The organism is Streptacidiphilus carbonis (genome assembly GCF_000787775.1).
Classification (GTDB): Bacteria; Actinomycetota; Actinomycetes; order Streptomycetales; family Streptomycetaceae; genus Streptacidiphilus; species Streptacidiphilus carbonis.
The window spans coordinates 1-25,666 of record NZ_BBPM01000056.1 but is presented as its reverse complement, the minus strand read 5'-3'; the positions used below and the strand labels follow the sequence as shown (position 1 = coordinate 25,666).

Genomic DNA, 25,666 nt, shown 5'->3' with positions numbered 1-25,666 from the left:
CGCCCCCCCCGCCCCGCCGGCGCCCAGCGCCGCGGGCGGCGACGCCCTCGGCCGGGAGGCGGCGGCCCCGCCCGCGCCCACCCTGGTGATCGGCTCCCCGTTCATGTGGTGGATGCGGGTCGCCGAGCTCCGCGCCCTGCTGGCGCCGGTGGTGGCCGGCACCGCCTGCTCGGCCGACCCGGACATCGCCGCCGCCCGCCGCTTCGTCCGGGCCCTGGACGCCGCCCTCGGCGTCGCCGCGGACCGCGGCGCCGCCCCGGCCTGGCAGCGCCCGGCCGCGGCGCTGCTCGGCCGGGTCTCGGCACTGCTGCTCCGGCGCTGCCGGGGCCACGCCGCCGAGATGGAGCGGGCCGTCGCCGGCTGGGCCTCCGAGCAGGCCAGGCAGGTGGACTACGGGCTGCGGATCGCCGCCCAGGAGCAGGTCGGCCTGGCCTACGCGGGCTGGGACCGGCTGCTGACCCGGGTCGCGCTGCCCGCCTGGCAGATAGGCCGCTGGCCGGGACGGCTGGACGCGGGCGTGGTCTCCGCGCTGACCGAGCTGTCCCGGCGGGACCGGCTCGCCGACGGGTTCGAGACCCGGCTCGGCGAGCGCCCGGCCTGCGACCTGCTGGAGGAGCCGGGCCGGATCGACGAGGCGGTGTCACTGCTGGCCGCCAGGCTGTTCCACGGCGGCCCCCAGGCCGGCACCGCGGCCGGACTCCCTGCCGGGCCCCAGGCCGGCCCCCCCGCCGGACCCTCCGCACCGGCCCGCTGGTCCCCGGTCGACTGGCAGGACTACCCCCAGGACGTGGTCGAACGGGTCTGGCGGTCACGCGCCGAGGACCTGCTGGCCGTGGCCGGCCTCACGGAGGACGCGGACCGGGACGCGGACCAGGACACGTACCGGGATGCGGACCGGGGCACCGAGCAGGCTGCGGGCCGGGGCGCGGACCCGGCCGGAGACGACGCCCGCTCCTCAGCGCACTCCTCCGCGCGCCCCTCGGCGCGCGCCATCAGCGAACTGCTGGTCCGGCTGCGCGAGGACGGCGCCGCCGACGACCTCGCCGGGGCGCTGACCAGCCGTCGGCTCCGGGCGGCCGCCGCCGGACCCGGGCAGCAGCCCGCACTGCAGCTGCAGCCGCCCCGCACCGGCCGGGACCTGCTCGGGGAGCACCTCGGCGCGCTGGTCTGCTGCGTCGCCGTCGGCAGCGGCGCCGCCGCGGCCGGCCTGGACTGGCTGGACGGACCGGTGCTGCTGGTGGACGGCGTCCGCCGGACGGACCTCGCCGTGCCGGTCGCGCTGGCGGTGGAGCACGGCGACGGCGAACCGCTGTGGGCCTGGCTCACCGCGATCGGGGTCCGGGTGGAGAAGCCGGTGAGACTGCCCTGACGGCCCGTCTGCCCGGAGCACTCGTCAGCACGTACGATGAAGTACACGGGTGGTGAGCTGACGAACGCATTCCGTGACGATGCGTCACCTCGCCACCGCTATCAGGGGAGGGGCGCGTGGCTGCGGAGCAGAGCCGTCGCTGGGAGTCGGGGGCGCTCGCGCACGGGGCCACGGACCCGTTCGGCCAGGGCCCGCTGCCCTGGCTCCGGGGCGCGGACCAGTACTTCGACGACACCGGCCTGCTGGTGCCCTGGTACGTCGACCTGGGCCAGGCCGAGGGCCAGCTGCCGCGGGCCCGCCGCCCGCCCGGCGCCGACCCGCGCCCGGCCCTGGGCCGGCCGCGGCCCTCGGACGACGTCGGCGGCCAGCTCAAGGGCTTCGCCGCGGCCGCCGCCGACCTGGGCGGCTCGCTGGACCTGCGGGTCAGCGTCAGCACAGCCCGCGAGTTCACCGTCGACGTCTACCGGATCGGCCACTACGGCGGGGCCGGGGCGCGGCACTGCGCGGCGAGCCCGCGGATCTCCGGGCTGGTCCAGCCCGCCCCGCTGGTCGCCGGGCGGACCGTCTCCTGCCACCACTGGTGGATGTCCTGGCGGCTGCAGATCCCCGCGCACTGGAGCCCCGGCGCCTATGTCGCGGTGCTCACCACCGCCGACCACCGGCACCGCAGCCACATCCCGTTCACGGTCCGGGGCCTGCCCCTCGCCCACCACCACCCTTATGACGAGGAGCTTCGCTCCGGACCTCCCTTCGCAGCCGACCTCCTGCTGCTGCTCCCCGACGTGACCTGGCAGGCCTACAACCTCTACCCCGAGGACGGCCGGACCGGCGCCAGCCTCTACCACGCCTGGAACGAGAAGGGCGAGCTGCTGGGCGAGGAGGAGGCCGCCACCACGGTGTCCTTCGACCGCCCCTACGCGGGGGCGGGGCTGCCGCTGCACGTCGGCCACGCCTACGACTTCATCCGCTGGGCCGAGCGCTACGGCTACGACCTGGCCTACGCCAACGCCACCGACCTGCACGCGGGCCGGATCGACCCGGGCCGCTACCGCGGGCTGGTCTTCCCCGGCCACGACGAGTACTGGTCGGCCCCGATGCGCCGCTCGGTGGAGCGGGCCAGGGACGGCGGAACCTCGCTGGTCTTCCTCAGCGCCAACAGCATGTACTGGAAGGTCGAGCTCGACCCGGGGATGAACGGCGAACCGGACCGGCTGCTCACCTGCCGGAAGCGCCGCCGCCCTGCGGACGGTTCGGCCGGCGCCGCCCCCACCGCGCTCTGGCGCGACCAGGGTGCACCGGAGCAGCTGCTGATGGGCATTCAGTACAGCGGCCGGGTCCCCGAACCCGCGCCGATGGTGGTCCGCAACACCGACCACTGGATCTGGGAGGGGACCGGGCTGCGCGACGAGGACCGGCTGCCCGGGCTGGTCGCGGGGGAGGCGGACCACTACTTCCCCCGGGTGCCGCTGCCCTCGCACAGCGAGCGCACCCTGCTGGCCCACTCCCCGTACCGGGACGCCAGGGGGGCGGTGCAGCACCAGGAGACCTCGCTGTACCGGGCCCCGGGCGGCGCCTATGTCTTCGCCAGCGGAACTTTCGCCTGGTCCCCGGCGCTGGACCGGCCCGGTCACACCGACGAACGGGTCCAGCGCGCCACAGCGAACCTGCTGGACCGCATCTGCAAGGTCCACTGACCGGCCCGGCCCCGGCGGCCCGGAGGCAAGCGGACACCGCCCGGGGAAGCCTGTGTGAAACACTCGGGGTCCACCCCTGGTTTCACTTCACTGAGGGACATGTCTTGAGCGGATTCGTCGAGAAGCCCGAGCCGGTGCAGGTGCCCGGCCTGATTCACCTGCACACCGGCAAGGTGCGTGAGCTCTACCGTAATGACGCGGGCGAGCTGGTGATGGTCGCCAGCGACCGGACCTCGGCCTTCGACTGGGTGCTGCCCACGGACATCCCCGACAAGGGCCGCATCCTCACCCAGCTGTCGCTGTGGTGGTTCGACCGGCTGGCCGACCTGGTGCCCAACCATGTGATCTCGACCGAGGTCCCGGTCGGCGCCCCGGCGGACTGGGAGGGCCGCACCCTGGTCTGCCGCAGCCTGGAGATGCTGCCGGTCGAGTGCGTGGCCCGTGGCTACCTCACCGGCTCCGGCCTCAAGGAGTACCTCCAGTACCAGACGGCCTGCGGCATCGCCCTGCCCGCCGGTCTCGAGGACGGCTCCGAGCTGCCCGCCCCGATCTTCACCCCCGCGCTCAAGGCCGAGGTCGGCGACCACGACGAGAACGTGCCCTACGAGGAGGTCGCCCGCCGGGTCGGCGCCGAGGTCGCGGCCCAGCTGCGGCAGACCACTCTGGCCGTCTACGGGCGGGCCCGGGACATCGCCAGGGACCGGGGCATCATCCTGGCCGACACCAAGTTCGAGTTCGGCCTGGCCGACGGGGAGCACGGCAGCAGCACGCTGGTGCTCGGCGACGAGGTGCTGACCCCGGACTCCTCGCGGTTCTGGCCGGCCGACGAGTGGGAGCCGGGCCGGGCCCAGCGCTCCTTCGACAAGCAGTTCATCCGCGACTGGCTGGCCTCGCCGGCCTCCGGCTGGGACCCCGCCTCGGAGCTGCCGCCGCCGGCCCTGCCCGAGCAGGTCGTCGCCGACAGCCGGGCCAAGTACGTCGAGGCCTACGAGCGCCTCACCGGCCAGTCCTGGGTGTGACCCCGCCCTGGGTGTGACCGTCCGCCCCGGACCCGGGCCCGGACCCGGACCCGGGCCCGGGCCCGGGCCCGAGCCCGGCCCGCGCCGGGCCTGAACGGAGCCGCCGGAGCTCAGTGCTGCCGAGCCTCAGTGCTGCCGGACCTCAGTGCTGCCGGACCTCAGTGCTGCCAGACCCTGACCCAGTCGACCGACATCCGGGCGGAGTCCACCGAGGCCGGCGGCGCCTCGGGGTAGCCGACGGCCAGGTTGAGCAGGACCTCCATCGGGACCTGCGGGATGTGCGCGGTGACCCGGTAGCGGGCCACTCCGTCGATGTACCAGGTGAGCGAATCCGGCTCCCAGTCCACCGCGAACACGTGGTAGCCGGCCGAGTAGTCCACCGAGCCGTAGCGGTGCGCGGCGTGCCGGTCCACACCGGCGGCGTCCGCCCAGTGCACGTTCATCTCCATGGCGGTGGTGGACTGGATGCCCTCCATGACGTCGATCTCCGGCGGGGCGGTCCGCGAGGACGGCATCAGCCAGAAGCTGGGGAACATGCCCTGGCCGGCGGGTATTCGGATGGCCGCGGCGAAGTAGCCGTAGGTGAAGGCGGCACGGACGGGGGCGTTCCAGGAGTCCCGTCCGGTGGAGACCATCCCCGAGGTCCACGGGTAGTCGTGGCCGTTGCTGCCCTGGGTCCAGCGCCGCTTCGCCGAGAGCAGCAGCGCGCCCCCGGATTGCGACACCTGATCGGAGGTGTACCACTGCGCCTCGTGGTTGCCGGCGTTGGTGCAGCCGCCGCTGTTCCAGTCGTAGCAGGTGGTCCAGCGGTCGCCGTCCAGGGTCGGGCCGTTGAAGTCGTCGGCCAAGGCCTGCTTCCACGGTCCCGGGGCGCTGGGCGTCAGCCGCAGCGCGGCCGGGGAGGCGGTGGTGGCGGCGGTCGGCGCGGGCGTGGCCGAAGCGGCACCCCCGGAGGACGGTGCGGTGGCCGTGCCGCCCGGCGAGGACGGGGCGAGCACGCCGCTCGGGGTGGCCACCGGGGACGGTGCCGCGCTGCCCCGGCTGAGCGTGCCACAGGCCGCAGTGGTGGCCAGCAGACCCACGATGCCGATCCAGTGCAGCTTGAACCGAGTCACCGCATGCCCCCCGACATCGAACTGGTGCACCGTCAGTTATCAGCCACAGCATCTCCCACTGCGGCTGCCGCGACAAGGTCGTGCACCACCCGGCCACTCCGGCCCGCTCCGGAACCAGCCGGGACAACGCCAGAGGGCGCACTCTGACGAGTGCGCCCTCTGCTTACTTCATGGAGCGGACGACGGGATTCGAACCCGCGACCCTCACCTTGGCAAGGTGATGCTCTACCAACTGAGCCACGTCCGCATGGTGTTCGCCTTCTCGTTCCTCGGGCCTACTGGCCTCCGGCCCGTTCCGGCGAGCTCTACTCTACCTGATCCTTTCGGCTGGTCGCGCCAGCCTTTCGGACCGTCGAGTTGAGCAGGTGACAGGGATCGCACACTGTGCCTCTCCCCTGGAAGGGGAGCGCTCTACTACTGAGCTACACCTGCGAGCCCACCCCGTTGACCTGGCCTTTTCGGCTTCCGTCTCCGGCGTGTTCCGCTGAGGAGAACACTAGCCCATGGATCACCGGCTGATCCACGAGGGTGGGCGGTTTGACCGTTAGGTCAAGAAAAGTCCGGTTTGCTCGGACCCGATGCCGATCGGCTCAGCTCGCCTCGGCGAACGCCTCGTAGACGTGCTTCGGCAGCCGTCCGCGCGCGGGCAGGTCGATGCCGCGGGACTGCGCCCAGGCGCGGACCGTCGCCGGGTCCGGTGCGACCTCGGTCCGGCGGAGGGCCTTGCCGGTCCGGCTCTGCTTGCGGCCGGCCGCTACATACGGAGCCAGCGCCTTCCGCAGCTTTTCCGCGTTTCGGGCAGACAGGTCGATCTCGTACGACTTCCCGTCGACGGCGAAGTGGACGGTTTCCTCGGCCGCCCCGCCGTCGATGTCGTCAGAGAGGGTTACCACTACGCGCTGAGCCATGGATGCCAATCCTCTCGGATTTCCACGCCGCGCTGGCGGCGCCTGAAACCCGCAGGTCGGAGGTACATTTCGGGAGGTCGCGAGGCCGGGTGCGCCGCTTGCCCACCGAGCGCGCGCCGAAGCGGCGGCCGGTGCCCGCCATTCTGCCCCTAAAGTGTCCCAAAATCGAAGAGGCAAGTTTTTCTGCCCCCTATTCCGTGTCGGTTCGAGACCTTGCCGATACCTTGCCGAAACCTCTGGACGGGCTCTCGGCGGGGCTGGTAATGCAAGGCTGAATGTGGCGAATGAGGAAAATTGCGGCGCGCTATCCGCGCCTACCGGTCGGTAGGAGTTTGTGTGAACCTCCGCACGAAGATGCCGTTCTACGCGCGTCCGACCGGGCGATCATCCAAGACCGCCGCTCCGCCCCAGTAGAGTGGGGACTCCCCCCGCACCACCACTCACCGGGAGTACCCGTGGCACGCGTCGTTGTCGACGTCATGCTCAAGCCGGAGATCCTCGACCCCCAGGGCCAGGCGGTGCAGCGCGCGCTGCCGCGTCTGGGCTTCGCCGGGATCGCGGACGTCCGCCAGGGCAAGCGATTCGAGCTGGAGCTGGAGGGGCCGGTGGACGACGCCGCCCTCGCCCGCATCCGCGAAGCAGCCGAGACCTTCCTCGCCAACACCGTGATCGAGGACTTCACCGTGAGGGTGGAGCCTTCCTCTGCCGGTGGTGCGGCGTGACCGCTCGCATCGGCGTCGTCACCTTCCCCGGCTCGCTCGACGACCGCGACGCCCAGCGCGCCGTACGCCTGGCCGGCGCCGAGCCGGTCGCCCTGTGGCACCGCGACAAGGACCTGCACCAGGTCGACGCCGTGGTTCTGCCCGGCGGCTTCTCCTACGGCGACTACCTGCGCTGCGGTGCTATCTCCCGGTTCTCGCCGGTGATGGAGACCATCATCGAGCAGGCCAGGGGCGGCCTCCCGGTCCTCGGGATCTGCAACGGCTTCCAGGTGCTGACCGAGTCGCACCTGCTGCCCGGCGCCATGCTGCGCAACGAGAGCCTGCACTTCGTCTGCCGCGACCAGAGACTCCGGGTCGAGAACGTCGACACCGCCTGGACCGTCGACTACACCCCCGGCCAGGAGATCTCCGTCCCGCTGAAGAACGGCGAGGGCCGCTTCACCGCCGACCCGCGGACCATCGACGAGCTGGAGGCCGAGGGCCGGGTCGCGTTCCGCTACCTGGACGTCAACCCCAACGGCTCGATCAACGACATCGCCGGCATCACCAACGCCGCCGGCAACGTCGTCGGCCTGATGCCGCACCCGGAGCACGCGGTCGAGCCGCTGATCGGCACCGGCGGCACCGACGGCCTCGCTTTCTTCACTTCGATCCTGAAGCGCCTGGTGAACGCCTGATGACTCTCGACACCGTCAAGAACGCCGAACAGACCCCCGACGCCGAGCAGCCCTGGGCCGCACTGGGCCTGAAGCCCGACGAGTACGCGCGGATCCGCGAGATCCTGGGCCGCCGCCCCACCGGCGCCGAGCTGGCCATGTACTCGGTGATGTGGTCCGAGCACTGCTCCTACAAGTCGAGCAAGGTCCACCTCAAGCAGTTCGGCGACAAGAAGCCGGTGACCGACGCCCTGCTGGTCGGCATCGGCGAGAACGCCGGCGTGGTCGACGTCGGCCAGGGCATCGCGGTCACCTTCAAGATCGAGTCGCACAACCACCCGTCGTACGTCGAGCCCTACCAGGGCGCGGCCACCGGCATCGGCGGCATCGTCCGCGACATCCTGGCGATGGGCGCCCGCCCGGTCGCGGTGATGGACCCGCTGCGCTTCGGCGCCCCGGACCACCCCGACACCCGCCGGGTGCTGCCCGGGATCGTCGCCGGCATCGGCGGCTACGGCAACTGCCTGGGCCTGCCCAACATCGGCGGCGAGGTCGTCTTCGACCCCTGCTACCAGGGCAACCCGCTGGTCAACGCGCTCTGCGTGGGCGTGATGCGGCACGAGGACATCCACCTCGCCCAGGCCTCGGGCCCGGGCAACAAGGTCGTCCTCTACGGCGCCCGCACCGGCGGCGACGGCATCGGCGGCGCCTCCATCCTCGCCTCGGAGACCTTCGACGGCACCAAGCCGTCGAAGCGCCCGGCGGTCCAGGTCGGCGACCCGTTCCAGGAGAAGCTGCTGATCGAGTGCACCCTGGAGATCTTCCGGGAGAAGCTGGTCGCCGGCATCCAGGACTTCGGCGCCGCCGGTCTCTCCTGCGCCACCAGCGAGCTCGCCTCCGGCGGCTCCGGCGGCATGCGGGTCGAGCTGGACAACGTCCCGCTGCGCGACAACACGCTCTCGCCCGAGGAGATCCTCATGAGCGAGTCGCAGGAGCGCATGTGCGCCATCGTCGAGCCGGACAAGGTCGACCGCTTCCTGGAGATCTGCGAGAAGTGGGACGTGATCGCGACCGTCATCGGTGAGGTCACCGACGGCGACCGGCTGGAGATCTTCTGGCACGGCGAGCAGATCGTCGACGTGCTACCGCGTACCGTCGCCCACGACGGCCCGGTGCTGAACCGCCCCTTCGCCCGCCCCTCCTGGCAGGACGCGCTGCAGGCCGACGCTCCCACCGCGGAGCGGCTGAAGCGCCCGGCCGACGGGGACGAACTCCGCGCCGCGGTCCTGCAGCTGGTCGGCTCGCCGAACCAGGCCGACAAGTCCTGGATCACCTCGCAGTACGACCGCTTCGTCCTCGGCAACACCGTGCTGGCCACCCCCGAGGACTCGGGCATGATCCGCGTCGACGAGGAGTCCGACCTCGGCGTCGCCATCGCCACCGACGGCAACGGCCGCTACGCCAAGCTGGACCCGTACACCGGCGCGCAGCTGGCGCTGGCCGAGGCGTACCGCAATGTCGCCGCGACCGGCGCCAAGCCGCTGGCCGTCTCGGACTGCCTCAACTTCGGCTCCCCCGAGGACCCGGACGTGATGTGGCAGTTCGCCGAGGCCACCCGCGGTCTCGCCGACGCCTGCCTGACCCTGGGCACCCCGGTGACCGGCGGCAATGTCTCGCTCTACAACCAGACCGGGGACGTCGCCATCCACCCGACCCCGGTGGTCGCCGTGCTCGGTGTGATCGACGACGTCAACCGCCGTACGCCGATGGCCTTCGCGGAGGAGGGCCAGCTGGTCTACCTGCTCGGCGACACCGCGGACGAGCTGGGCGGGTCGGCCTGGACCCAGGTCGCCCACGACCACCTCGGCGGCCTGCCGCCCAGGCTGGACCTGGAGCGGGAGCGGCTGCTCGCCGAGATCCTGATCTCCGGCTCCCGCGACGGCATGGTCGACGCGGCGCACGACCTGTCCGACGGCGGCCTGATCCAGGCCCTCACCGAGAGCTGCCTGCGCGGCGGCAGGGGCGCCCGCCTGGTCGTCCCGGAGGGCCTGGACCCGTTCGTCTTCCTCTTCTCCGAGTCGGCCGGACGCGCGATCGTCTCCGTCCCGCGCAGCGAGGAGCTCCGCTTCACCGAGATGTGCGGGGTGCGGGGCCTCCCGGCCACCCGGATCGGGGTCGTCGACGGCGAAATCATCGAGGTCCAGGGCCAGTTCACGCTCCCGCTGGCCGAGCTCCGCGAGGCCCACACGGGCACGATCGAGGCCCTGATCGGCTGAGCAGGTTTGTCGGGTGCGGCGTGTGCCCGGTCGGTCGCGCAGTTCCCCGCGCCCCTATGGGGCTGCAACTGAACCACTGTGGGCACGTTGCAGCCCCGTTGGGGGCGCGGGGGACTGCGCGCAAGCCGGGCACACGCCGCACCTGGAAATCAGCGCTGGGCCGCGCCCGCCCCGCGCTGGTGCCCGCGGCGCGCATCTCGGTCGAAGATGCCCAGGGTCTCGCACGGGCCGCCCTCCGCGCCCATGGCGTGCGGCAGCATCGTGGGGAACTCCACGGCCTGGTTGGTCTCGATCCGCAGCCGGCGGTTGCCCAGCAGCAGGATCGCGGTGCCGGAGAGGACGACGAGCCATTCGTGGCCCGGGTGGGCGCGCATCCGGGCGGGGTTGTCCGGGGGCGGCTCGGTCAGCCGCTGCCGGATCACGGTCATGCCCGGGTCGGCCTTGACGGTCCAGCGCATCATGCCGTGGGCGCCGTCGACGACCGGGTTGGAGACGACATCGTCGGCCGCGGTCTCCACGAGCTGGTCGAGGCTGGTGTCCAGGGCGCGGGCAAGGGTGACCAGGCTGTCCAGGGCCAGCCGCCGCTGCCCGTTCTCGATGCGGCTGAGCGTCGACTGGCTGAGCCTGGCCCGGGCGGCCAGCTCCTCCAGCGACAGGCCCTGCGCCACCCGCAGGGCGCGGATCCGTCTGCGTACCAGGCTGTCCAGCTCGCCGTCGTTTTGCGTCATGGGCAACACCGTATGTCCGAACCGCAAGCCCTGCCGACGGCGGCCGGCCCGCCGCTGTCACATTCGGCCCGTCTGATCTGTCCTACCTCTGGACACCGCGATCCAAGGAGGCAGCCAGCCATGGCCCGTATCCCGCTCACCCCGCCGCGCACCGTCCTGCTCCGCGTCGGCGAGTGGTACTCCCGGCGCGTTTACAACCAGGTTCTCGACCCGGCCCTCAGGTCGCTCGCGGTGCTCGCGGTCGAGGCCCGGGTCGGCTGCTCCTGCTGCCTGGACGCCGCCCGCCGGGCAGGCCACGAGAAGGGCGTTCCCACCGTCAAGCTCCGCAACGTCCCCTTCTGGCGGGACCGCACCGACCTCTACACCGACCTGGAACTGCTGGTGATGGAGTACGCCGAGGCGATGACCGAGACCGTCCCCGCGGTCACCGAGGAGATGGCGCAGTGCCTGCTGGCCGACCTGGGCGAGGCCGCCTTCGTCGAACTCACTGCGGTCATCGGGGTGCAGAACCTGCGCTCCCGGACGGACACCGTCTTCGGGCTGCTGGGGCGGTCCCTCCATAGGGGCAACCGCAAAGGCCACTGCAGGGACCACCGCAGGGACCGCTGCAGGATCCCGATCGGTCGGGTAGTTTCCCAGGCGTGACGACCAGTGACTCCCTCACGCCGTTCCAGCAGCACCGACCGGTGCTGTTCGGCATCGCCTACCGGATGCTCGGCAGTGCGGCCGACGCCGAGGACATCCTCCAGGACGCGTGGCTCAGTTGGAGCCGGGTCGATCCGACGGGAGTCGCCGAACCCAAGGCGTACCTGGCCCGTACCGTTACCAACCTCTCGCTCAACCGGCTCAAGTCGGCCTCGGTGCAGCGCGAGTCCTATGTCGGCCCCTGGCTGCCGGAGCCGCTGGTGACCGCGCCGGACACCAGCGGCGAGGTGGAGCAGGCCGAGGCCGTCTCGATGGCCATGCTGGTGGTGCTGGAGTCGCTCTCGCCGCTGGAGCGGGCCGTGTTCATCCTCAAGGAGGTCTTCGGCTTCCCCTACGCCGAGATCGCCGGGATGCTCGACCGCACCGAGGCCTCGGTGCGCCAGGTCGGCAGCCGGGCCCGCTCCCACGTCCAGGCCCGCCGCCCGCGCTACGACGCCCCGGCCGAGGTGCGCAGGAAGGCCACCGACGAGTTCCTGGCCGCCTGCCTCGGCGGCGACCTCAACCGGATGATGGAGCTGCTGGCCCCGGACGTCACGGTGTGGTCCGACGGCGGTGGCAAGATCCGCGCGGCGCTGCGCCCCATCGTCGGAGCCGACAAGGCGGCCCGTTGGATCCTCGGCATCATGACCGGCCGGATCCTGGACTTCGGCGTCCGGAGCGTGGACGTCAACGGTCAGCCGGGTCTGCTGGTGACCTCCGCCGGGGAGCCCGACAGCGTCTGCATCCTGGAGCTGGACGAGAACGGGATCTGCGGAATCCGGCTGGTCCGCAACCCGGACAAGCTCCGGGGGGTCACGGTCACCGCTCCGACGCCGCCTCCGGCCCCGGGAGCTGGGTCCGGTACCAGCTGATCTTCTGCTTCAGATGGGCCTGCTGACCGCGCAGGTCGGCGACGGTGCGCTCGACCTGCTCGTCGTGCTCGATCAGCAGCGCCATCCGCTCCGCGATGGTGCCGTCGCCCTCCCGGGCCAGCTCGGCGTACCGGCGCATCTGCGCGATCGGCATCCCGGTGTCGCGCAGGCAGCGGAGCACCCCCAGCCACTCCAGGTCCTCACCGGCGTAGCGGCGCCGCCCGCCGGGGCCGCGCTCGACCCGGTCGAGCAGTCCGATCCGTTCGTAGTACCTCAGCGTGTCCAGGCTGAAGCCGCTGCGTTCCACGACCTGGCCGGGGGAGAGGAAGTCCGTCATGGAGCAAGCGAAGCACCTGGAGTCCGCTCCGGGTCAAGTGGTTTGGGTACGGTGATCGGATGATCGCCCCCCTTGCCGTCGCCCCCGGCGACTACCTCGCCGCTGACGCCGTGATCGACCACACCCATCCGGCCCTGCTGGCCAAGGCCGCCGAACTGCGTTCTGCCGCAGGCGAGGTGGCCACGGCAAGGGCGACCTTCGACTTCGTCCTGGAGCAGCTGCCGCACTCCCGGGATCTCGGCGACTGGAGCGCCGCCTACGTCGCCTCGGACGTGCTGGCCGAGGGCAACGCGATCTGCCACGGGAAGGCGCACCTGTTCGCCGCCCTGCTCCGCGCCAACGGCATCCCGGCCGGCCTCTGCTACCAGCGGCTGGCCGACGACGTACCCGGCGGCTTCGTCGTGCACGGCCTCAACGCCGTGCTGCTGGAGGGACGCTGGGTACGGCTCGACGCCCGCGGCGGAACGCCGGGCGCGGCCGCCCGCTTCAGCACCGACCCGGCCGACGAGCATCCGGCCTTCCCGGTCGACCCGGCCCTGGACGAGGTCGACTACCCCACCGTCCACCCCACCACCCCGCCCGCGCTGCTCAAGGGCCTCCAGGCCGCCGAGCCGAATCGGACCGGCTACGGCTACTACCTCCCCGACGCTGTCTGATCCTGCGTCAGTCCGTGCGGTCAGCCTGTGCGGTCAGCCCGTGGCGTCAGCCCGTGCCCCGGCCGAACCTGAGCCGGGACACCGCCACGCCCGCCAGGCACAGCACGCCGCCCACCAGGGCGATCCAGCCGGGGACCTCGCCGAGGACCAGCCAGCCCAGCAGCACCGAGATCGGCGGGACCAGGTAGGTGGTCACGCCGAGACGGCCCGCGCTGGTGCGGGCCAGGGCGTAGGCCCAGGTGGTGAAGGCGACGGCGGTAGGCAGCGCGCCGAGGTAGACGGCCCAGGCGACCGGGGAGGCGTGTGCCCGCCCCGCCTCGCGGACCAGGGCGGGGGCGAACGGCAGGCAGGCGACGGCGCCCACGGTGCAGGCCAGGAAGGTGATCTGGAGTGCCGACACCCGGGCCAGCAGCGGCTTCTGGATCACCACGGCGGTGGCGTACGCCAGCGCTGCGGCGAAGCACAGCAGCGCGCCCCAGCCGACTGAGCCGCCATTGCCGCCGGAGGACGACAGGCCGATGACCACCAGGCCCCCGAAGGAGAGCAGCATCCCCAGCATCAACGGCCGGGGGAAGCCCTCCTTGAGCAGCAGTCCGGCCAGCAGGGCCATCAGAATCGGCCCCACGCCCACCAGCATGGCCGCCGTCCCGGCGTCCACCAGCCGCTCGGCGGCGTTCAGGGCCACGTTGTAGATGCCGAACCACAGCACCCCGCAGGCCACGATCCCCGGCAGGTCCCGGCGCGCCGGGAAGGGGTCGCGCCGGACCGCGACGATCGCCCCGAGCACCAGGCTGCCGACCAGCAGCCGCGCCAGCGCCAGCGGCCCGGGCTCCAAGGCCCGCCCCGCCGCGCGGATGCCGACGAAGGCGGAGGCCCACAGCACCACCGTGGTCCCGGCGGCGGCCGAGGCCAGCAGCGCCTGCTTGCGGGCGGAGCCCGGCGCGGTCGGCGCCACGGCTGCGGTCGCGGCCGTGCCCGCGGGCGGGACGGCGCCCGGGGACGGGCCGGTGCTGGTCGGGGCGGCTGGTTCGGTGGTCATGCCAGCAGCGTCGCCGCCCCGACGTCCTGGCGGCAAGCGGGATTCGTGCCTACTCTCGCTGACATGCCGCCAGCCGAACGCAAGCCCCGTCCCCGCAGCTACGACCCGGCCAGGACGCGGGCGGCACTGGCCGCCCAGACGGAGGTGCTGCGCGGCGCCGTCCACAGCCTGTGCACGGCCGCCGACGCCGACGCCCTGCTGGCGCGGCCCACCCGGCTCGGCGAGTGGCGGGTGCGCGAGCTTGTGGCGCACCTCGGCTACGTCCTGGACTGGGTCCCGAAGAACCTGGGCGCCGACATCCCGCGCGGCGCCGAGCAGTTGTCGCTGACCGGCTGGGTGCTCGGCGCCCGCAGTGCCGCGACCGTGATCGACCAGGGTGTCCGCGCGTACGCGGCCGACGCCTTCGGCGGCAGTCCGCAGCAGGTCGCCGCCGAGTTCGACCGGGCCGCGGACCTGCTGCTCAGGACGCTCGCCGAGGAGCACGCCCCCGGCCTGGCGCTGCCCACCCGCTACGGACCGATACTGCTCTCCGACTACCTGGTCACCCGGCTGCTGGAGACCGTCGTCCACGGCGACGACCTCGCCGACGCCCTCGGCACCGGGATCCCGCCCGACCGCCAGGCGCTGGCCGCCACCACCCGCCTGCTCGCCGACTCGCTGGCCGCCGCCGCCCCCGGCGGCTCGGTCGAGCTGCGGATCCCCCCGTTCGCCGTGGTGCAGTGCGTCGAGGGCCCGCGCCACACCCGGGGCACCCCGCCCAATGTGGTCGAGACCGCTCCGCTGCCCTGGATCCGGCTGGCCACCGGCCGGGCCTCCTGGGCCGAGCTGCTGGACGTGGCGCAACTCACGGCCTCGGGCGAGCGCAGTGATCTTTCTTCACTACTCCCAGTGATGGGATGATCCGATTCGCCCGATATCTACGCGCGTCAGCGATCCGCTGCGTGACCCGGGCGCGACCTGCGTCCGTCCCCCGTTCAGCCGGTACCGCCGGACTGCCCTAGACTCGGAGGCGTGCCACGCGGTGACGGACGACTCAGCCATGACCTCCTTCCCGGCGAGAAGGGCCCCCAGGACGCCTGCGGCGTCTTCGGTGTCTGGGCCCCCGGTGAAGAGGTCGCCAAACTCACGTACTTCGGGCTGTACGCCCTGCAGCACCGCGGACAGGAGTCCGCGGGCATCGCAGTGAGCAACGGCTCCCAGATCCTGGTCTACAAGGACATGGGCCTGGTCTCCCAGGTCTTCGACGAGACCTCCCTCGGCTCGCTGCTCGGCCACATCGCCGTCGGCCACGCCAGGTACTCCACCACCGGCTCCTCGGTGTGGGAGAACGCCCAGCCCACCTTCCGGGCCACCGCCCAGGGCTCGCTGGCCCTCGGCCACAACGGCAACCTGGTCAACACCGCCGAGCTGGCCGAGATGGTCGCGCAGCTCCCCGGCGAGCAGCACGTCTCCCGCTCCGGCCGCTCCGCGGTCACCAACGACACCGACCTGGTGACCGCCCTGCTGGCGGGCCACCCGGACCTGTCCATCGAGGAGACCGCCCGGCAGGTCCTGCCCAGGGTCAAGGGCGCCTTCTCGCTGGTCTTCATGGACGAGCAGACCCTCTACGCCGCCCGCGACCCGCAGGGCATCCGCCCGCTGGTGCTGGGCCGGCTGGAACGCGGCTGGGTGATCGCCTCCGAGACCGCGGCGCTGGACATCGTCGGCGCCTCGTTCATCCGCGAGGTCGAGCCGGGCGAGCTGATCGCCGTCGACGAGAACGGCCTGCGCAGCTCCCGCTTCGCCGAGGCGAAGCCCAAGGGCTGCGTCTTCGAGTACGTGTACCTGGCCCGCCCGGACACCACCATCGCCGGCCGCAACGTCCACCTGTCCCGGGTCGAGATGGGCCGCCGCCTCGCCAAGGAGGCCCCGGCCGAGGCCGACCTGGTGATAGCGACTCCGGAGTCGGGCACCCCGGCCGCCATCGGCTACGCCGAGGCCAGCGGCATCCCCTACGGCTCGGGCCTGGTGAAGAACGCCTACGTCGGGCGCACCTTCATCCAGCCCAACCAGACCATTCGGCAGCTCGGCATCCGGCTGAAGCTGAACCCGCTGAAGGACGTCATCAAGGGCAAGCGCCTGGTCGTCGTGGACGACTCGATCGTCCGCGGCAACACCCAGCGCGCCCTGGTCCGGATGCTGCGCGAGGCCGGCGCGGCCGAGGTGCACATCCGGATCTCCTCGCCGCCGATCAAGTGGCCCTGCTTCTTCGGCATCGACTTCGCCACCCGGGCCGAGTTGATAGCGAACGGCCTGTCGGTGGACGAGATCGGCGCCTCGCTGGGCGCCGACTCGCTCGCCTTCATCAGCACCGAGGGCATGGTCGAGGCGACCGACCAGCCCAAGGAGCGGCTCTGCTGCGCCTGCTTCGACGGCGAGTACCCGATGGAGCTGCCCGACCCGGAACTGCTCGGCAAGCACCTGCTGGAGGCGGAGATCGCCTCGGCAGGCCGCGCGCCCGGCGTGCGCAACGCCGGGAAGAACCGCAGCGACGCCGACGGCGTGCAGTCCATGCTCGGCGGCATCGGCGCCGCCGACGCCCTGCGCCGCCCCTGAGCCTGTTGTTGCACCCCCACCCCTGAAAGGGCCGTTCCTGTGAGCGACCAGACCCCTCCCACGCCCGGCGCAGGCCCTGGCGGCGGCGCCACCTACGCCGCGGCCGGAGTCTCCATCGAGAACGGCGACCTCGCCGTCGAGCTGATGAAGCAGTGGGTCGGCAAGGCCACCAGGCCCGAGGTGGTCGGCGGCCTCGGCGGCTTCGCCGGGCTGTTCGACGCGAGCGCCCTGAAGCGGTACGAGCGCCCGCTGCTCGCCTCCGCGACCGACGGCGTGGGCACCAAGGTCGCCCTGGCCGCCGCCATGGACAAGCACGACACCATCGGGCACGACCTGGTCGGCATGGTCGTGGACGACCTGGTGGTCTGCGGCGCCGAGCCGCTGTTCATGACCGACTACATCTGCGTCGGCAAGGTCCACCCGGAGCGGGTCGCCCAGATCGTCAAGGGCATCGCCGAGGGCTGCGTGCTGGCCGGCTGCGCCCTGGTCGGCGGCGAGACCGCCGAGCACCCCGGGCTGCTCGGCCCGGACGAGTACGACGTGGCCGGGGCCGGCACCGGCGTGGTCGAGGCCGGCGCCCTGCTGGGCGCGGACCGGGTGCGGTCCGGCGACGTGGTCATCGCCATGGCCGCCTCCGGGCTGCACTCCAACGGCTACTCGCTGGTCCGGCACGTGCTGCTGAACCAGGCCGGCTGGAAGCTGGACCGCCGGGTCGAGGAGTTCGGCCGGACCCTCGGCGAGGAGCTGCTGGAGCCGACCCGGATCTACTCGCTGGACTGCCTGGCGCTCACCCGCGCCACCGAGATCCACGCCTTCTCGCACGTCACCGGGGGCGGCCTGGCCGCCAACCTGGCCCGGGTGATCCCGGAGGGCCTGCACGCCCGGCTGGACCGGGGCACCTGGACGCCGCTGCCGGTGTTCCGGACCGTGGCCCAGGTCGGCCGGATGGAGACGCTGGAGATCGAGAAGACCCTGAACATGGGCATCGGCATGGTCGCCGTGGTCCCGCCGGAGTCGGTGGACGCGGTGCTGGCCATCCTGGCCGACCGCGACGTCGAGGCCTGGCCGCTGGGCGACATCGTCGAGCGCGGCGGCGAGTGGTCCGACGGCGGTGCGGCCCTGTACGGCGCGTACGCGGAGTAGGACAGTTGGCTGCACGAGGGGCGCGGCCGGTCGCGGCGGCGCCCCCGTCCAGCTCGACCCGGCCGGGGCGGCACGCTCAGCCGTCGCACGGCGTCACCGCCCGCGGATACGCCGAAGGGCCGACCCGGTCGGCACCGGATCGGCTCTTCGGTCGGCTCGAAGAGGTCAAGCGTGTTTGCGGACCTGGCGGCCCGCTGGCTCGTCCTCTTCTTCGTCGTCGTCCTCGCCGTTGTACAGCTGTGCGTACGTGGCGTACGGATCGTCGTCGTCATCCTCATCGTCATCAAGGGGCTCCGGATTCACCGGTTCCCTCGTTGGCGATGCGCCCAGCTCGTTGGCCAGACGTGACGGGTCGAAACCCACGTCGCCGTACTTCAGCTGGCGGGCGACCTTTGTCTGCTTGGCCTTGGCCCGGCCGCGCCCCATGGCTCGACCCCCTCAACGACGGGGCTCATGGCCCCGAGTCTTGACACGCGTTCATGATGAGGAACGACCCCTCGCCGGAGTGAGAGGGTCGGTCCTTAGAGCAATAACGGTACCTGCTTCCAGCGCCGTACGGTACGCCGCCCGTGCGACATGCCGCACCCCGGCTCGGGTTGTGACCATATCGATGCAGGTCAGGGCAGGAATGGGTGGCTTTCGCAGGACTCGTCCCGGAGCGCCGGAAGGGGCCGCTCCAGGACGGTTGTCCCCCGTCGGGGCGGTCCGTATCCCTCGGACGGCCCTGTCAGGTGAGAATGCCGTTCTTGTCCCGAACCACTCCTGCGGTCACGGCTGCCGGGGCTACCGCTTCCGGGGCGAGGTGAGCAGGATCGAGCGGAGCCGGCCGACGTCGGCCATCCGGCGCTCCGCGAGCCGGTCGGCGGAGACCGCCGGGGGCACCCCGTCGGCCCGGGCCCGGTCGAAGATCTCCAGAGTGGTGTCGAAGATCTTCGCAGCCTTCGCCCGGGCCCGCTCGAACACGAAGCCGTCGATCTCGTCGGCGACCTGGATCACTCCGCCCGCGTTCACCACGTAGTCGGGCGCGTAGAGGATCCCGCGGTCGGCGAGGTCCTTCTCGACGCCGGGGTGGGCCAGTTGGTTGTTGGCCGCGCCGCAGACGATCCCGGCGGTGAGCACCGGGACGGTGGTGTCGTTCAGCGCGCCGCCGAGCGCGCAGGGGGCGTAGACGTCCAGGTCGGCTCGGATCAGGGCGGCGGTGTCGGCGGCCGGCTCCACCCCGGGGTGGTCGGCGCGGACCCGGTCGACGGCGCCCGCGCGGACGTCGGTGACCACCACGTGGGCGCCCTCCTCGACCAGGTGCCGGACCAGGTGGTGGCCGACCTTGCCGATGCCGGCCACGCCGACCCGGCGGCCCTCCAGCGAGGGGCTGCCCCAGCGGTGCTGGGCCGAGGCGCGCATGCCCTGGAACACGCCGAAGGCGGTCAGCACGGAGGAGTCCCCGGCGCCGCCGTGCTCGGGCGAGCGGCCGGTCACGTAGTCGCACTCGCGGGCGACCACGTCCATGTCCGCGACATAGGTGCCGACGTCGCAGGCGGTGACGTAGCGCCCGCCGAGGGACTGGACGAAGCGGCCGTAGGCGCGCAGCAGCGCCTCGCTCTTGTCGCCGCCCTCGGCGCGGGGGGCCGGGTCGCCGATGATGACGGCCTTGCCGCCGCCGTGGTCCAGGCCGGCCAGGGCGTTCTTGTAGGACATCCCCCGGGCCAGGTTCAGGGCGTCCTGGACCGCCTCCTCCTCGGAGGCGTAGGGGTGGAACCGGGTGCCGCCGAGGGCCGGTCCCAGGGCGGTGGAGTGGATGGCGATGACGGCCTTGAGGCCGCTGTCGCGGTCGTGGCACAGGACGACCTGCTCGTGGCTGTCGCCGGGGGCCGCTTCCTGCTCGGAGGCGAAGATCCGGCGCAGTACGCCGGAACGCTCACTGACATCGGTCACGGTGGTGACTCCATTGTCGGATGGCGCCCGCTGCTGTGGTGCGGGCGTTGTGGGGCCATCGCTGAATTCCGGCGGGATCAGCTCGGGGCGGCCAACGCGGCGAGCGGCCGTGCCAGGCGTCCCGAGCCCCGCCGGAATTCAGCGATGGCCCCAGAAGCGTAGGACTGCTGCGGCCCGCCGTGCGACGATGCGGGACGTGCCTACCTTGCGGACCTCGGTGCGACCCCCCTACGCCGCCTACTTGCGCGTGTACGAGCCGCTGGCTGCCTTCCGGGAGCCCGAGCGGTCCTACTGGCAGGGCTATGCCGCGGCCCGGCGCGGGCCGGCCGCAGTGGCCGGGGCGACCGCGCTGGAGGAGGAGCGCCGGCGGCTGGCCGGCCTGATCGCGGTGCCGCCGGTGGCCGTCCCGGAGCAGGAGAGCCGGGAGGCGTTCGTGCACGAGGTGGACGGCGTGGTGTACCTCTGCCCTTGGCGCACCCGGCTGCGCAGCTGGATGGCCCTGGAAGAGCTCCAGGAGCTGCTCCCGGCCCCGCTGCTGGACGCGGCGATGCCGGCCGGGGTGCGGGAGCGGGCGGAGGCGGACTGGGACCGCTGGCGGGCGCAGAACCCGGACGGGCGGCCGTGGATCCTCACCGAGACCTGGAACGTGCCGGTGCGCTGGTTCCTGCTGTTCGGCGCCGAGGACCGGGAGTTCGAGCCGGGCCGCTGGGAGGCCGGTGAGGCGGGGACCGAAGCGGCGGCGTCCGAGGAGGGGGCAGCCGGGGAGGGCGGCGGGTCCGGGGAGGGCGCGGGCGGCGATTCAGGGGGCGTGAAGCGGCGTACTGCGCCGGTGATGCGCTACCGGACGCCGATGGCGCAGGCGCGCAGAAGAGTCGCGCGTGGATTCCGGGTGCTCCGGGACACCCTGGACGAGGGGCCGATGGTCGCCGGGGTCGAGGAGGTCGGCCGCTGGCTGGAGGAGTTCCACCCCCGTTCGCTGGTGGAACTGGACTACGGCGGCCTGGTGGACGTCATCCCCGAGGAGGGCCTCGCGGGGGACCGCTCGGTCGAGGAGGTCGCCGAGGGGATAGCGGCCCTGCGCGAGGGCGACGGGGCCAGGGCGGGCCGCTCCTACCGGGCCCTGACCGAGCGCTGGCGCCGGGTCCAGGAACTGCAGTACGCGAACTGACGGCGCCTCAGCCGGTTCCGTCCGGCCCCGCCGGGCCGTTCCTGGCGGAGTTCCGCCACGACAGTTCACGCCATGGATGGACCAGACCACTCCAGGGGACGCATGGCATCCTTCCCTCATACGTCACACGGGGGCTTATCTCCCGCCCACATGGGACCAACGTCCTGGATCGGGTCAATACCCCACGAACGTGACGTGACTCACCGTTGACGCGAAGTACTCTCAGGGTGTCAAAATAGGACAACCAGCCTCACCGCAGATCAAAGCGTCCACAACCTGTGGAGATCTGCGGAGGATCGAGAGACTTCGCGGGGGACGCGGGGGGTCTGGTCATGTCATGACTGATGGTCACTAAAGGGTGACTGTCCGCTATGGCATGGTCCGTGGTCATCCGTCGAGCTTGAACCCACGAGGGTCAATTCCGATGGTTTGGCCGTCGGTGTTGGACGGATGGTGTAGTTGTAGTGCCGAGGACATGCCGTTCGTCCTATTACCGACTCGGTCGGCGCATGCCATTTCGGGCATCGCAGACCAAGGTGCAGAATTTGAAGGAAAGAACCGCGTTGGTTCGGTTCTCCCGAGGAGGCCGCTCATGACCGCTCGTACCCCTGACGCCGAACCGCTGCTGACGCCGGCTGAGGTTGCCACCATGTTCCGCGTTGACCCCAAGACGGTCACTCGCTGGGCCAAGGCCGGCAAGCTCACGTCGATCCGTACGCTCGGTGGGCACCGCCGCTACCGTGAGGCGGAGGTCCGCGCCCTGTTGGCGGGCATTCCGCAGCAGCGCAGCGAGGCCTGAGGCCCGTAGCACCACCCTCGATTTCTGCGACGGCACGCAGTAATTCGGGATCTTGCAGGACCTGCAATGCAGAAGAAGCCGCACCGAACTCCGCCGGGTTCGGTGCGGCTTCTTTTTGCTGGTCAGCAGGGGCTTTTTGGGCGGTGCAATTGTACATATAAAATTGATGCCCGCCGGTGAAGTGTCCGGGTGAGAGCATCTCAAGAAAATATGAGTGACCTGCGTCACAGCAGTATCGATTGTAGGCCCGAGTGAACCGACCGCCGCCCCCGGGACGACCCCGGAGCGTCCCCGCTACGCCCCCGGAACGCAGATCAGCCCGAATCCGGTTGGATTCGGGCTGACCGTGTGTGCGACCTCGACGGGACTTGAACCCGCGACCTCCACCTTGACAGGGTGGCGAGCTAACCAACTGCTCCACGAGGCCAGGCTGTGCTGTTCGACTCCCAGACCATACTCCATCCCGGGGGGTGCGGTCTAACCGCAGGTGGTGGCCCGGTCAGGCGCAGGCCGACTGCAGCGCCCGGATGTCGTTGGAGATGATCGCGTCCACCCCGGCGTCGGCCAGCGCCGCCATCCGCAGCGGGTCGTCCACGGTCCAGGTGCTCACCTTCAGGCCCCGGCGCTGGATCCGGGCCACCCGGGCCCGGGTGAGCAGCCGGTGGTGCGGATTGAAGTACTGCGGCCGCACCCGGCGCAGCAGCCCCGCGCGCGGCGGCAGCAGCGACTCCCAGCTCATGGCGATGGCCACCTCCGGCGCCGCCGCCCTTACGTCCACCAGCGCGGCCGGCACGCCGGTGAAGACGCAGCCGCCGAGCAGCCCCATCGACCGCACCAGCTCCACCGACACCCGCGCCTCGGACGGCGCCGGGACGTCCACCATCAGCGGGACCCCGCTGTCGGCGGCGAGCTCCAGTGCCTGACGCAGCGTCGGGATCCGCCAGCCGCCGTCGTGCGACAACCCGTCCAGCTCGGCGTGGCTGAGCGCGTCCACCCGCAACTGGTGCCCCCACAGCCGGGTCAGCGTCTCGTCGTGCAGCAGCACCGGCACCCCGTCCCGGGTCAGCCTCACGTCGATCTCGACCCAGTCCGCCCCGAGCCCGATCGCGGACGCCAGGGAGGGCAGGGTGTTCTCCCGCAGCAGCAGCGGATCGCCGCGGTGCGCGACCAGAAGTGTCATGGGACGGAGTGTGCTCCTGCCCCCGGTTCGCGGGCGAATCGGACAACAGGTGACCGGGCTCCGGCCTGTCAGTGGGTGTGTGTACTGTGAGCGCGCTCCACACTGATCCATCACACTCAAGAACCCCTGGGAGTACGGTGTCTCGTCGCCGCCTCATAGCCCTTGCTGCCACCTGCGCAGCCGGAGCCCTCGCAATTCCCGGTACGGCCCACGCGGCTGGTTCGACCCCCCACCCCGCCGTCTCGCAGCAGGCCGTCCAGCTGCCGAAGCCGGCGGTTCTCTCCTCGACGACCATCAGCGGCGCCTCCCACACCGTGGTGAGCTCGCGCGCTGCCGGTGCCCGAACCGCCGCCTCCGCCCTGGCGTTCACCGCCACCCAGACCGATGCCGGAAACGCCTACGGCGTCGCATTCGACGTCGCCGTCACCGGCAGCGCCGGCGGTGTGACCGTGAGCGCCAGCTGGGACGGCGTCCAGGACGCCACCACGACCACGGAGCCCGGCGACGGCACGGTGACCATCCGGCACACCTTCGCCAAGCTGGGTGTCCACACCTACAGCATCACCGTGACCGACGGGTCCCAGACGGCGACCGCGTCCGGAAGCGTCGCACCGGACGGTTCGGACTACACCGCCTACGGCCCCACCCGGCTGCTGGACACCCGCACCAACAAGACCACGCTCAAGCCCAACACCTCGATCAGGCTGAAGATCGGCGGCAACGGCGGCATCTCGGCGGACGCCGTCGCCGCGGTGCTCAACCTCACCGTCACCCACGGCAGCGCCGCCGGGTACATCACGGCCTACCCCGACGGCTCCACCCACCCGCTCGCCTCCAACGTGAACTTCACGGCCAACCAGACGGTGGCCAACCTGTCCTTCGTCCCCGTGGGCGCCGACGGTTACGTCGACTTCTACAACGGCGGCAGGGGGACCGTCGACCTGATCGCGGACATCGACGGCTACTTCAGCCAGGCCGCGGCCAGCGGCTACACCCCGATCCCGCCGTCCCGGCTGGTGGACACCCGGAACGGCACCGGCGCGGCCAAGGCGCAGATCCCCGCCACGGGTTCCATCGCGGTCCAGATCGCGGGCAAGGCCGGCGTCCCCGCCGGCGTCACCGCGGTGGCACTGAACGTCACCGCGACCGGTAACAAGTCGGCCGGCTACCTGACCACGTACCCGGACGGCAGCAAGCTGCCGGCGACGTCCAACGTGAACTTCCCGGCGGGGGTGACCGTTGCCAACGCGGTCGTCGTGCCCGTCGGTACCGACGGCAAGATCCGCATCGCCAACGGTCCGGGGCTGGGCGTCGACGCCGTCGTGGACATCGCGGGCTACTACAGCACCGGCAGTACGAGCGCCTTCCTGGCGACCGACCCCACCCGGGTGGTGGACACCCGCACCGAGCAGCCGCTGGCCGCCTTTGGCGGCCTCAGCCTGGAGCTCACGAAGAACGGGACGGCGCCGCTGCCGACGGCCTTGGTCTACAACGCGACGATCCCCGGGGCCACGGGGCCGGGCTACCTCGCGGTGACGCCCGAGCCCACGACACCGCCGACCTCGCTCCCCGCCGTCTCCACGCTGAACTTCACGAAGAACCAGACGGTGCCGAACCTGGTCCAGGCCACCCCGGGCAGCCAGACCGGCAACATCGACTTCTGGAACGTCTGCAACACGCCCAACAACCTGGTGGTCGACGTGTTCGGGTACTACCTGACCTACTGATCCCGAATCACTGATCCGCAGGGCAGCCGCCTTTCACGGCGGCTGCCCTGCGGTGCGTTCCGCCGTCTTCCGGAATGCCGGGCGGTGGCGCACCGTGGTCGGATGGGGACTCCTCGGGGCGGGGACGCTGCGGCGGCCGGGACGGCGGACGCGCTGGCGGCGTATGCGGCGGATGTATTGGGGTCGGTGCGGCGCCGCGACCAGCGGGCCAGAGCGGCGGGGTGGCTGGAGCGGCTGGTGCTGGACGGCGGGGCCGGCCACGCCGCGCCGCGGAACCTGCGCTACTTCGTGAACCGTTCGCCGTGGGACCCGGCCCCGGTGCAGCGGCGGATCGCCGAGCGGGTGCTGCCGCTGCTCCGCCCGGAGGCCTGGGTGGTGGAGGACGTGTCCTTCCCCAAACGGGGCCGGCTGTCGGTGGGCGTGGCCCGGCAGTTCAGCGCCGGGCTGGGCCGCAGGGCCGGCTGCCAGGTGGCGGTCGGCGTGCACGCCGTCGCCCCGGCGGCGTCCTGCCCGCTGCGGTGGCGGCTGTTCCTGAACCAGGAGTGGGCCGACGACCCGGAGCGGCGGCAGCTGGCGCGGGTGCCGGTCGGGGTCGGCCACCGGGAGAAGTGGCGGCTGGTCCTCGACGTCCTGGACGAACTGGCCGACTGGGGGCTGCGGCCGCCGCTGCTGGTGGCGGACTCGGCCTACGGCACCGGCGCCGACTTCCGGGCCGGACTCACCGCCCGCGGAGTACCGCACCTGGTCGGCGTCCACGGTGAACTGACGGCCCATCCGGGATCACTGCGGCCCGCAGCCGCGACGGGGGAGCGCGGGCGCGGGCTGCTGCGCTACCGCGAGCCGCCGCGGTCGGTCCGGGCACTGGCCGAGAGCGCCGGGAGGGCCGCCTACACCCGCGTCGACGGCCCCGGCGCGCCGACGGGCTTCCTGGCGCTGCGGGTGCGCCCGGCCGGCGCCCGCCCGCGCCGACTGGTGCGGGAGGCGGCGGTGGCGCGGGAGGGGCGCTGGGACGGGGTGCTGCCGGCCGTAGGGCTGCTGGCGGAGTGG

General features: G+C 72.1%; 24 protein-coding genes and 3 tRNA genes. 16 read left to right on the top strand and 11 right to left on the bottom strand.

Features of this window, described 5'->3' with window-relative positions; genetic code table 11:
• The 3 genes from TR46_RS44680 to TR46_RS30580 all read left to right on the top strand — a co-directional run.
• Window positions 1–1,369, top strand: a 1,369-nt coding sequence (locus TR46_RS44680) for a hypothetical protein (protein ID WP_052433226.1), incomplete at its 5' end; no start/stop codon positions are given.
• A gap of 116 nt (window positions 1,370–1,485) precedes the next feature.
• On the top strand, window positions 1,486–3,063 hold the full coding sequence (locus TR46_RS30585; protein ID WP_042407931.1) for a N,N-dimethylformamidase beta subunit family domain-containing protein: 1,578 nt from the start codon (window positions 1,486–1,488) through the stop codon (window positions 3,061–3,063).
• A 104-nt stretch (window positions 3,064–3,167) separates the two neighbouring features.
• Window positions 3,168–4,082 (top strand): phosphoribosylaminoimidazolesuccinocarboxamide synthase, encoded by a 915-nt coding sequence (locus TR46_RS30580; RefSeq protein WP_042407929.1) that lies wholly within the window; start codon window positions 3,168–3,170, stop codon window positions 4,080–4,082.
• 158 nt (window positions 4,083–4,240) lie between these two features.
• Here TR46_RS30580 and TR46_RS30575 read toward each other — a convergent pair whose 3' ends face one another.
• The 4 genes from TR46_RS30575 to TR46_RS30560 form a co-directional block, all read right to left on the bottom strand.
• A complete protein-coding gene (locus TR46_RS30575) occupies window positions 4,241–5,197 on the bottom strand; it encodes a glycoside hydrolase family 16 protein (RefSeq protein WP_161790228.1) in 957 nt (318 codons plus the stop codon).
• Between the two features lie 171 nt (window positions 5,198–5,368).
• Window positions 5,369–5,444, bottom strand: a tRNA-Gly gene (locus TR46_RS30570).
• 113 nt (window positions 5,445–5,557) lie between these two features.
• Window positions 5,558–5,629, bottom strand: a tRNA-Gly gene (locus tag TR46_RS30565).
• Between the two features lie 158 nt (window positions 5,630–5,787).
• Entirely contained in the window at window positions 5,788–6,105 is a 318-nt protein-coding gene (locus TR46_RS30560; protein WP_042407923.1) for a histone-like nucleoid-structuring protein Lsr2, read from the bottom strand.
• A 455-nt stretch (window positions 6,106–6,560) separates the two neighbouring features.
• Here TR46_RS30560 and purS point away from each other — a divergent pair, with 455 nt between their 5' ends.
• From purS to purL, 3 genes are read left to right on the top strand one after another with little or no spacing between them, the layout of a single operon-like run.
• A complete protein-coding gene (purS, locus tag TR46_RS30555) occupies window positions 6,561–6,827 on the top strand; it encodes a phosphoribosylformylglycinamidine synthase subunit PurS (protein ID WP_042407920.1) in 267 nt (88 codons plus the stop codon).
• Window positions 6,824–7,504 (top strand): phosphoribosylformylglycinamidine synthase subunit PurQ, encoded by a 681-nt coding sequence (purQ, locus tag TR46_RS30550; RefSeq protein ID WP_042407918.1) that lies wholly within the window; start codon window positions 6,824–6,826, stop codon window positions 7,502–7,504. The genes purS and purQ overlap by 4 nt, the downstream gene beginning before the upstream one ends.
• Window positions 7,504–9,759, top strand: a complete 2,256-nt coding sequence (gene purL, locus TR46_RS30545; RefSeq protein WP_042407914.1) for a phosphoribosylformylglycinamidine synthase subunit PurL — start codon at window positions 7,504–7,506, stop codon at window positions 9,757–9,759. Before purQ ends, purL begins: the two co-directional genes overlap by 1 nt.
• A gap of 149 nt (window positions 9,760–9,908) precedes the next feature.
• Here the strand turns inward: purL and TR46_RS30540 are convergent, their stop codons facing one another.
• Entirely contained in the window at window positions 9,909–10,487 is a 579-nt protein-coding gene (locus tag TR46_RS30540) for a helix-turn-helix domain-containing protein (RefSeq protein ID WP_042407911.1), read from the bottom strand.
• A 120-nt stretch (window positions 10,488–10,607) separates the two neighbouring features.
• Here TR46_RS30540 and TR46_RS30535 point away from each other — a divergent pair, with 120 nt between their 5' ends.
• Entirely contained in the window at window positions 10,608–11,132 is a 525-nt protein-coding gene (locus tag TR46_RS30535; RefSeq protein ID WP_052433225.1) for a carboxymuconolactone decarboxylase family protein, read from the top strand.
• Window positions 11,129–12,043, top strand: coding sequence for an RNA polymerase sigma-70 factor (locus TR46_RS30530; RefSeq protein ID WP_042407909.1), 915 nt, complete (start codon window positions 11,129–11,131; stop codon window positions 12,041–12,043). Before TR46_RS30535 ends, TR46_RS30530 begins: the two co-directional genes overlap by 4 nt.
• Here the strand turns inward: TR46_RS30530 and TR46_RS30525 are convergent.
• Entirely contained in the window at window positions 11,991–12,380 is a 390-nt protein-coding gene (locus tag TR46_RS30525; RefSeq protein ID WP_042407907.1) for a MerR family transcriptional regulator, read from the bottom strand. The genes TR46_RS30530 and TR46_RS30525 overlap by 53 nt on opposite strands.
• Before the next feature lie 59 nt (window positions 12,381–12,439).
• On the opposite strand from TR46_RS30525, the gene TR46_RS30520 reads away from it, so the two are divergent.
• Window positions 12,440–13,036 (top strand): transglutaminase-like domain-containing protein, encoded by a 597-nt coding sequence (locus TR46_RS30520; RefSeq protein ID WP_042407905.1) that lies wholly within the window; start codon window positions 12,440–12,442, stop codon window positions 13,034–13,036.
• 46 nt (window positions 13,037–13,082) lie between these two features.
• On the opposite strand, the gene TR46_RS30515 is transcribed toward TR46_RS30520, so the two are convergent.
• Entirely contained in the window at window positions 13,083–14,075 is a 993-nt protein-coding gene (locus tag TR46_RS30515; protein WP_084719077.1) for a DMT family transporter, read from the bottom strand.
• Between the two features lie 63 nt (window positions 14,076–14,138).
• Between TR46_RS30515 and TR46_RS30510 the strand changes: the two genes are divergently transcribed.
• The 3 genes from TR46_RS30510 (at window position 14,139) to purM (ending at window position 17,813) form a co-directional block, all read left to right on the top strand.
• Window positions 14,139–14,975 carry a maleylpyruvate isomerase family mycothiol-dependent enzyme gene (locus TR46_RS30510; protein ID WP_042407902.1) on the top strand — a complete coding sequence of 279 codons (837 nt, stop codon included), beginning with the start codon at window positions 14,139–14,141 and terminating at the stop codon, window positions 14,973–14,975.
• A 111-nt stretch (window positions 14,976–15,086) separates the two neighbouring features.
• Window positions 15,087–16,670: an amidophosphoribosyltransferase gene (purF, locus tag TR46_RS30505; protein ID WP_042407900.1), complete on the top strand. Its 1,584-nt coding sequence runs from the start codon at window positions 15,087–15,089 to the stop codon at window positions 16,668–16,670.
• A gap of 39 nt (window positions 16,671–16,709) precedes the next feature.
• Complete coding sequence (gene purM, locus TR46_RS30500; protein WP_042407899.1) at window positions 16,710–17,813, top strand: phosphoribosylformylglycinamidine cyclo-ligase; 1,104 nt, start codon at window positions 16,710–16,712, stop codon at window positions 17,811–17,813.
• A gap of 165 nt (window positions 17,814–17,978) precedes the next feature.
• Here purM and TR46_RS30495 read toward each other — a convergent pair whose 3' ends face one another.
• Both TR46_RS30495 and TR46_RS30490 read right to left on the bottom strand, forming a co-directional pair.
• Window positions 17,979–18,239 carry a DUF3073 domain-containing protein gene (locus tag TR46_RS30495; RefSeq protein ID WP_042407896.1) on the bottom strand — a complete coding sequence of 87 codons (261 nt, stop codon included), beginning with the start codon at window positions 18,237–18,239 and terminating at the stop codon, window positions 17,979–17,981.
• A 357-nt stretch (window positions 18,240–18,596) separates the two neighbouring features.
• On the bottom strand, window positions 18,597–19,745 hold the full coding sequence (locus TR46_RS30490) for a Glu/Leu/Phe/Val dehydrogenase dimerization domain-containing protein (RefSeq protein ID WP_042407895.1): 1,149 nt from the start codon (window positions 19,743–19,745) through the stop codon (window positions 18,597–18,599).
• 196 nt (window positions 19,746–19,941) lie between these two features.
• On the opposite strand from TR46_RS30490, the gene TR46_RS30485 reads away from it, so the two are divergent.
• Together TR46_RS30485 and bldC are read left to right on the top strand one after the other, a co-directional pair.
• Window positions 19,942–20,913, top strand: coding sequence for a DUF8083 family protein (locus TR46_RS30485; RefSeq protein ID WP_236655585.1), 972 nt, complete (start codon window positions 19,942–19,944; stop codon window positions 20,911–20,913).
• A 592-nt stretch (window positions 20,914–21,505) separates the two neighbouring features.
• Window positions 21,506–21,712 (top strand): developmental transcriptional regulator BldC, encoded by a 207-nt coding sequence (gene bldC / locus TR46_RS30480; protein ID WP_003949541.1) that lies wholly within the window; start codon window positions 21,506–21,508, stop codon window positions 21,710–21,712.
• 353 nt (window positions 21,713–22,065) lie between these two features.
• Here the strand turns inward: bldC and TR46_RS30475 are convergent.
• A tRNA-Asp gene (locus TR46_RS30475) sits at window positions 22,066–22,139 on the bottom strand.
• A gap of 72 nt (window positions 22,140–22,211) precedes the next feature.
• Window positions 22,212–22,892: a glycerophosphodiester phosphodiesterase gene (locus tag TR46_RS30470; protein ID WP_042407890.1), complete on the bottom strand. Its 681-nt coding sequence runs from the start codon at window positions 22,890–22,892 to the stop codon at window positions 22,212–22,214.
• A gap of 317 nt (window positions 22,893–23,209) precedes the next feature.
• Between TR46_RS30470 and TR46_RS38940 the strand changes: the two genes are divergently transcribed.
• Both TR46_RS38940 and TR46_RS30460 read left to right on the top strand, forming a co-directional pair.
• The gene (locus tag TR46_RS38940) at window positions 23,210–24,619 is read left to right on the top strand and encodes a hypothetical protein (protein WP_161790227.1); all 1,410 of its coding nucleotides are present in this window, start codon (window positions 23,210–23,212) and stop codon (window positions 24,617–24,619) included.
• Between the two features lie 102 nt (window positions 24,620–24,721).
• A partial coding sequence (locus TR46_RS30460; RefSeq protein WP_042407991.1) for an IS701 family transposase occupies window positions 24,722–25,666 on the top strand: 945 nt, incomplete at its 3' end.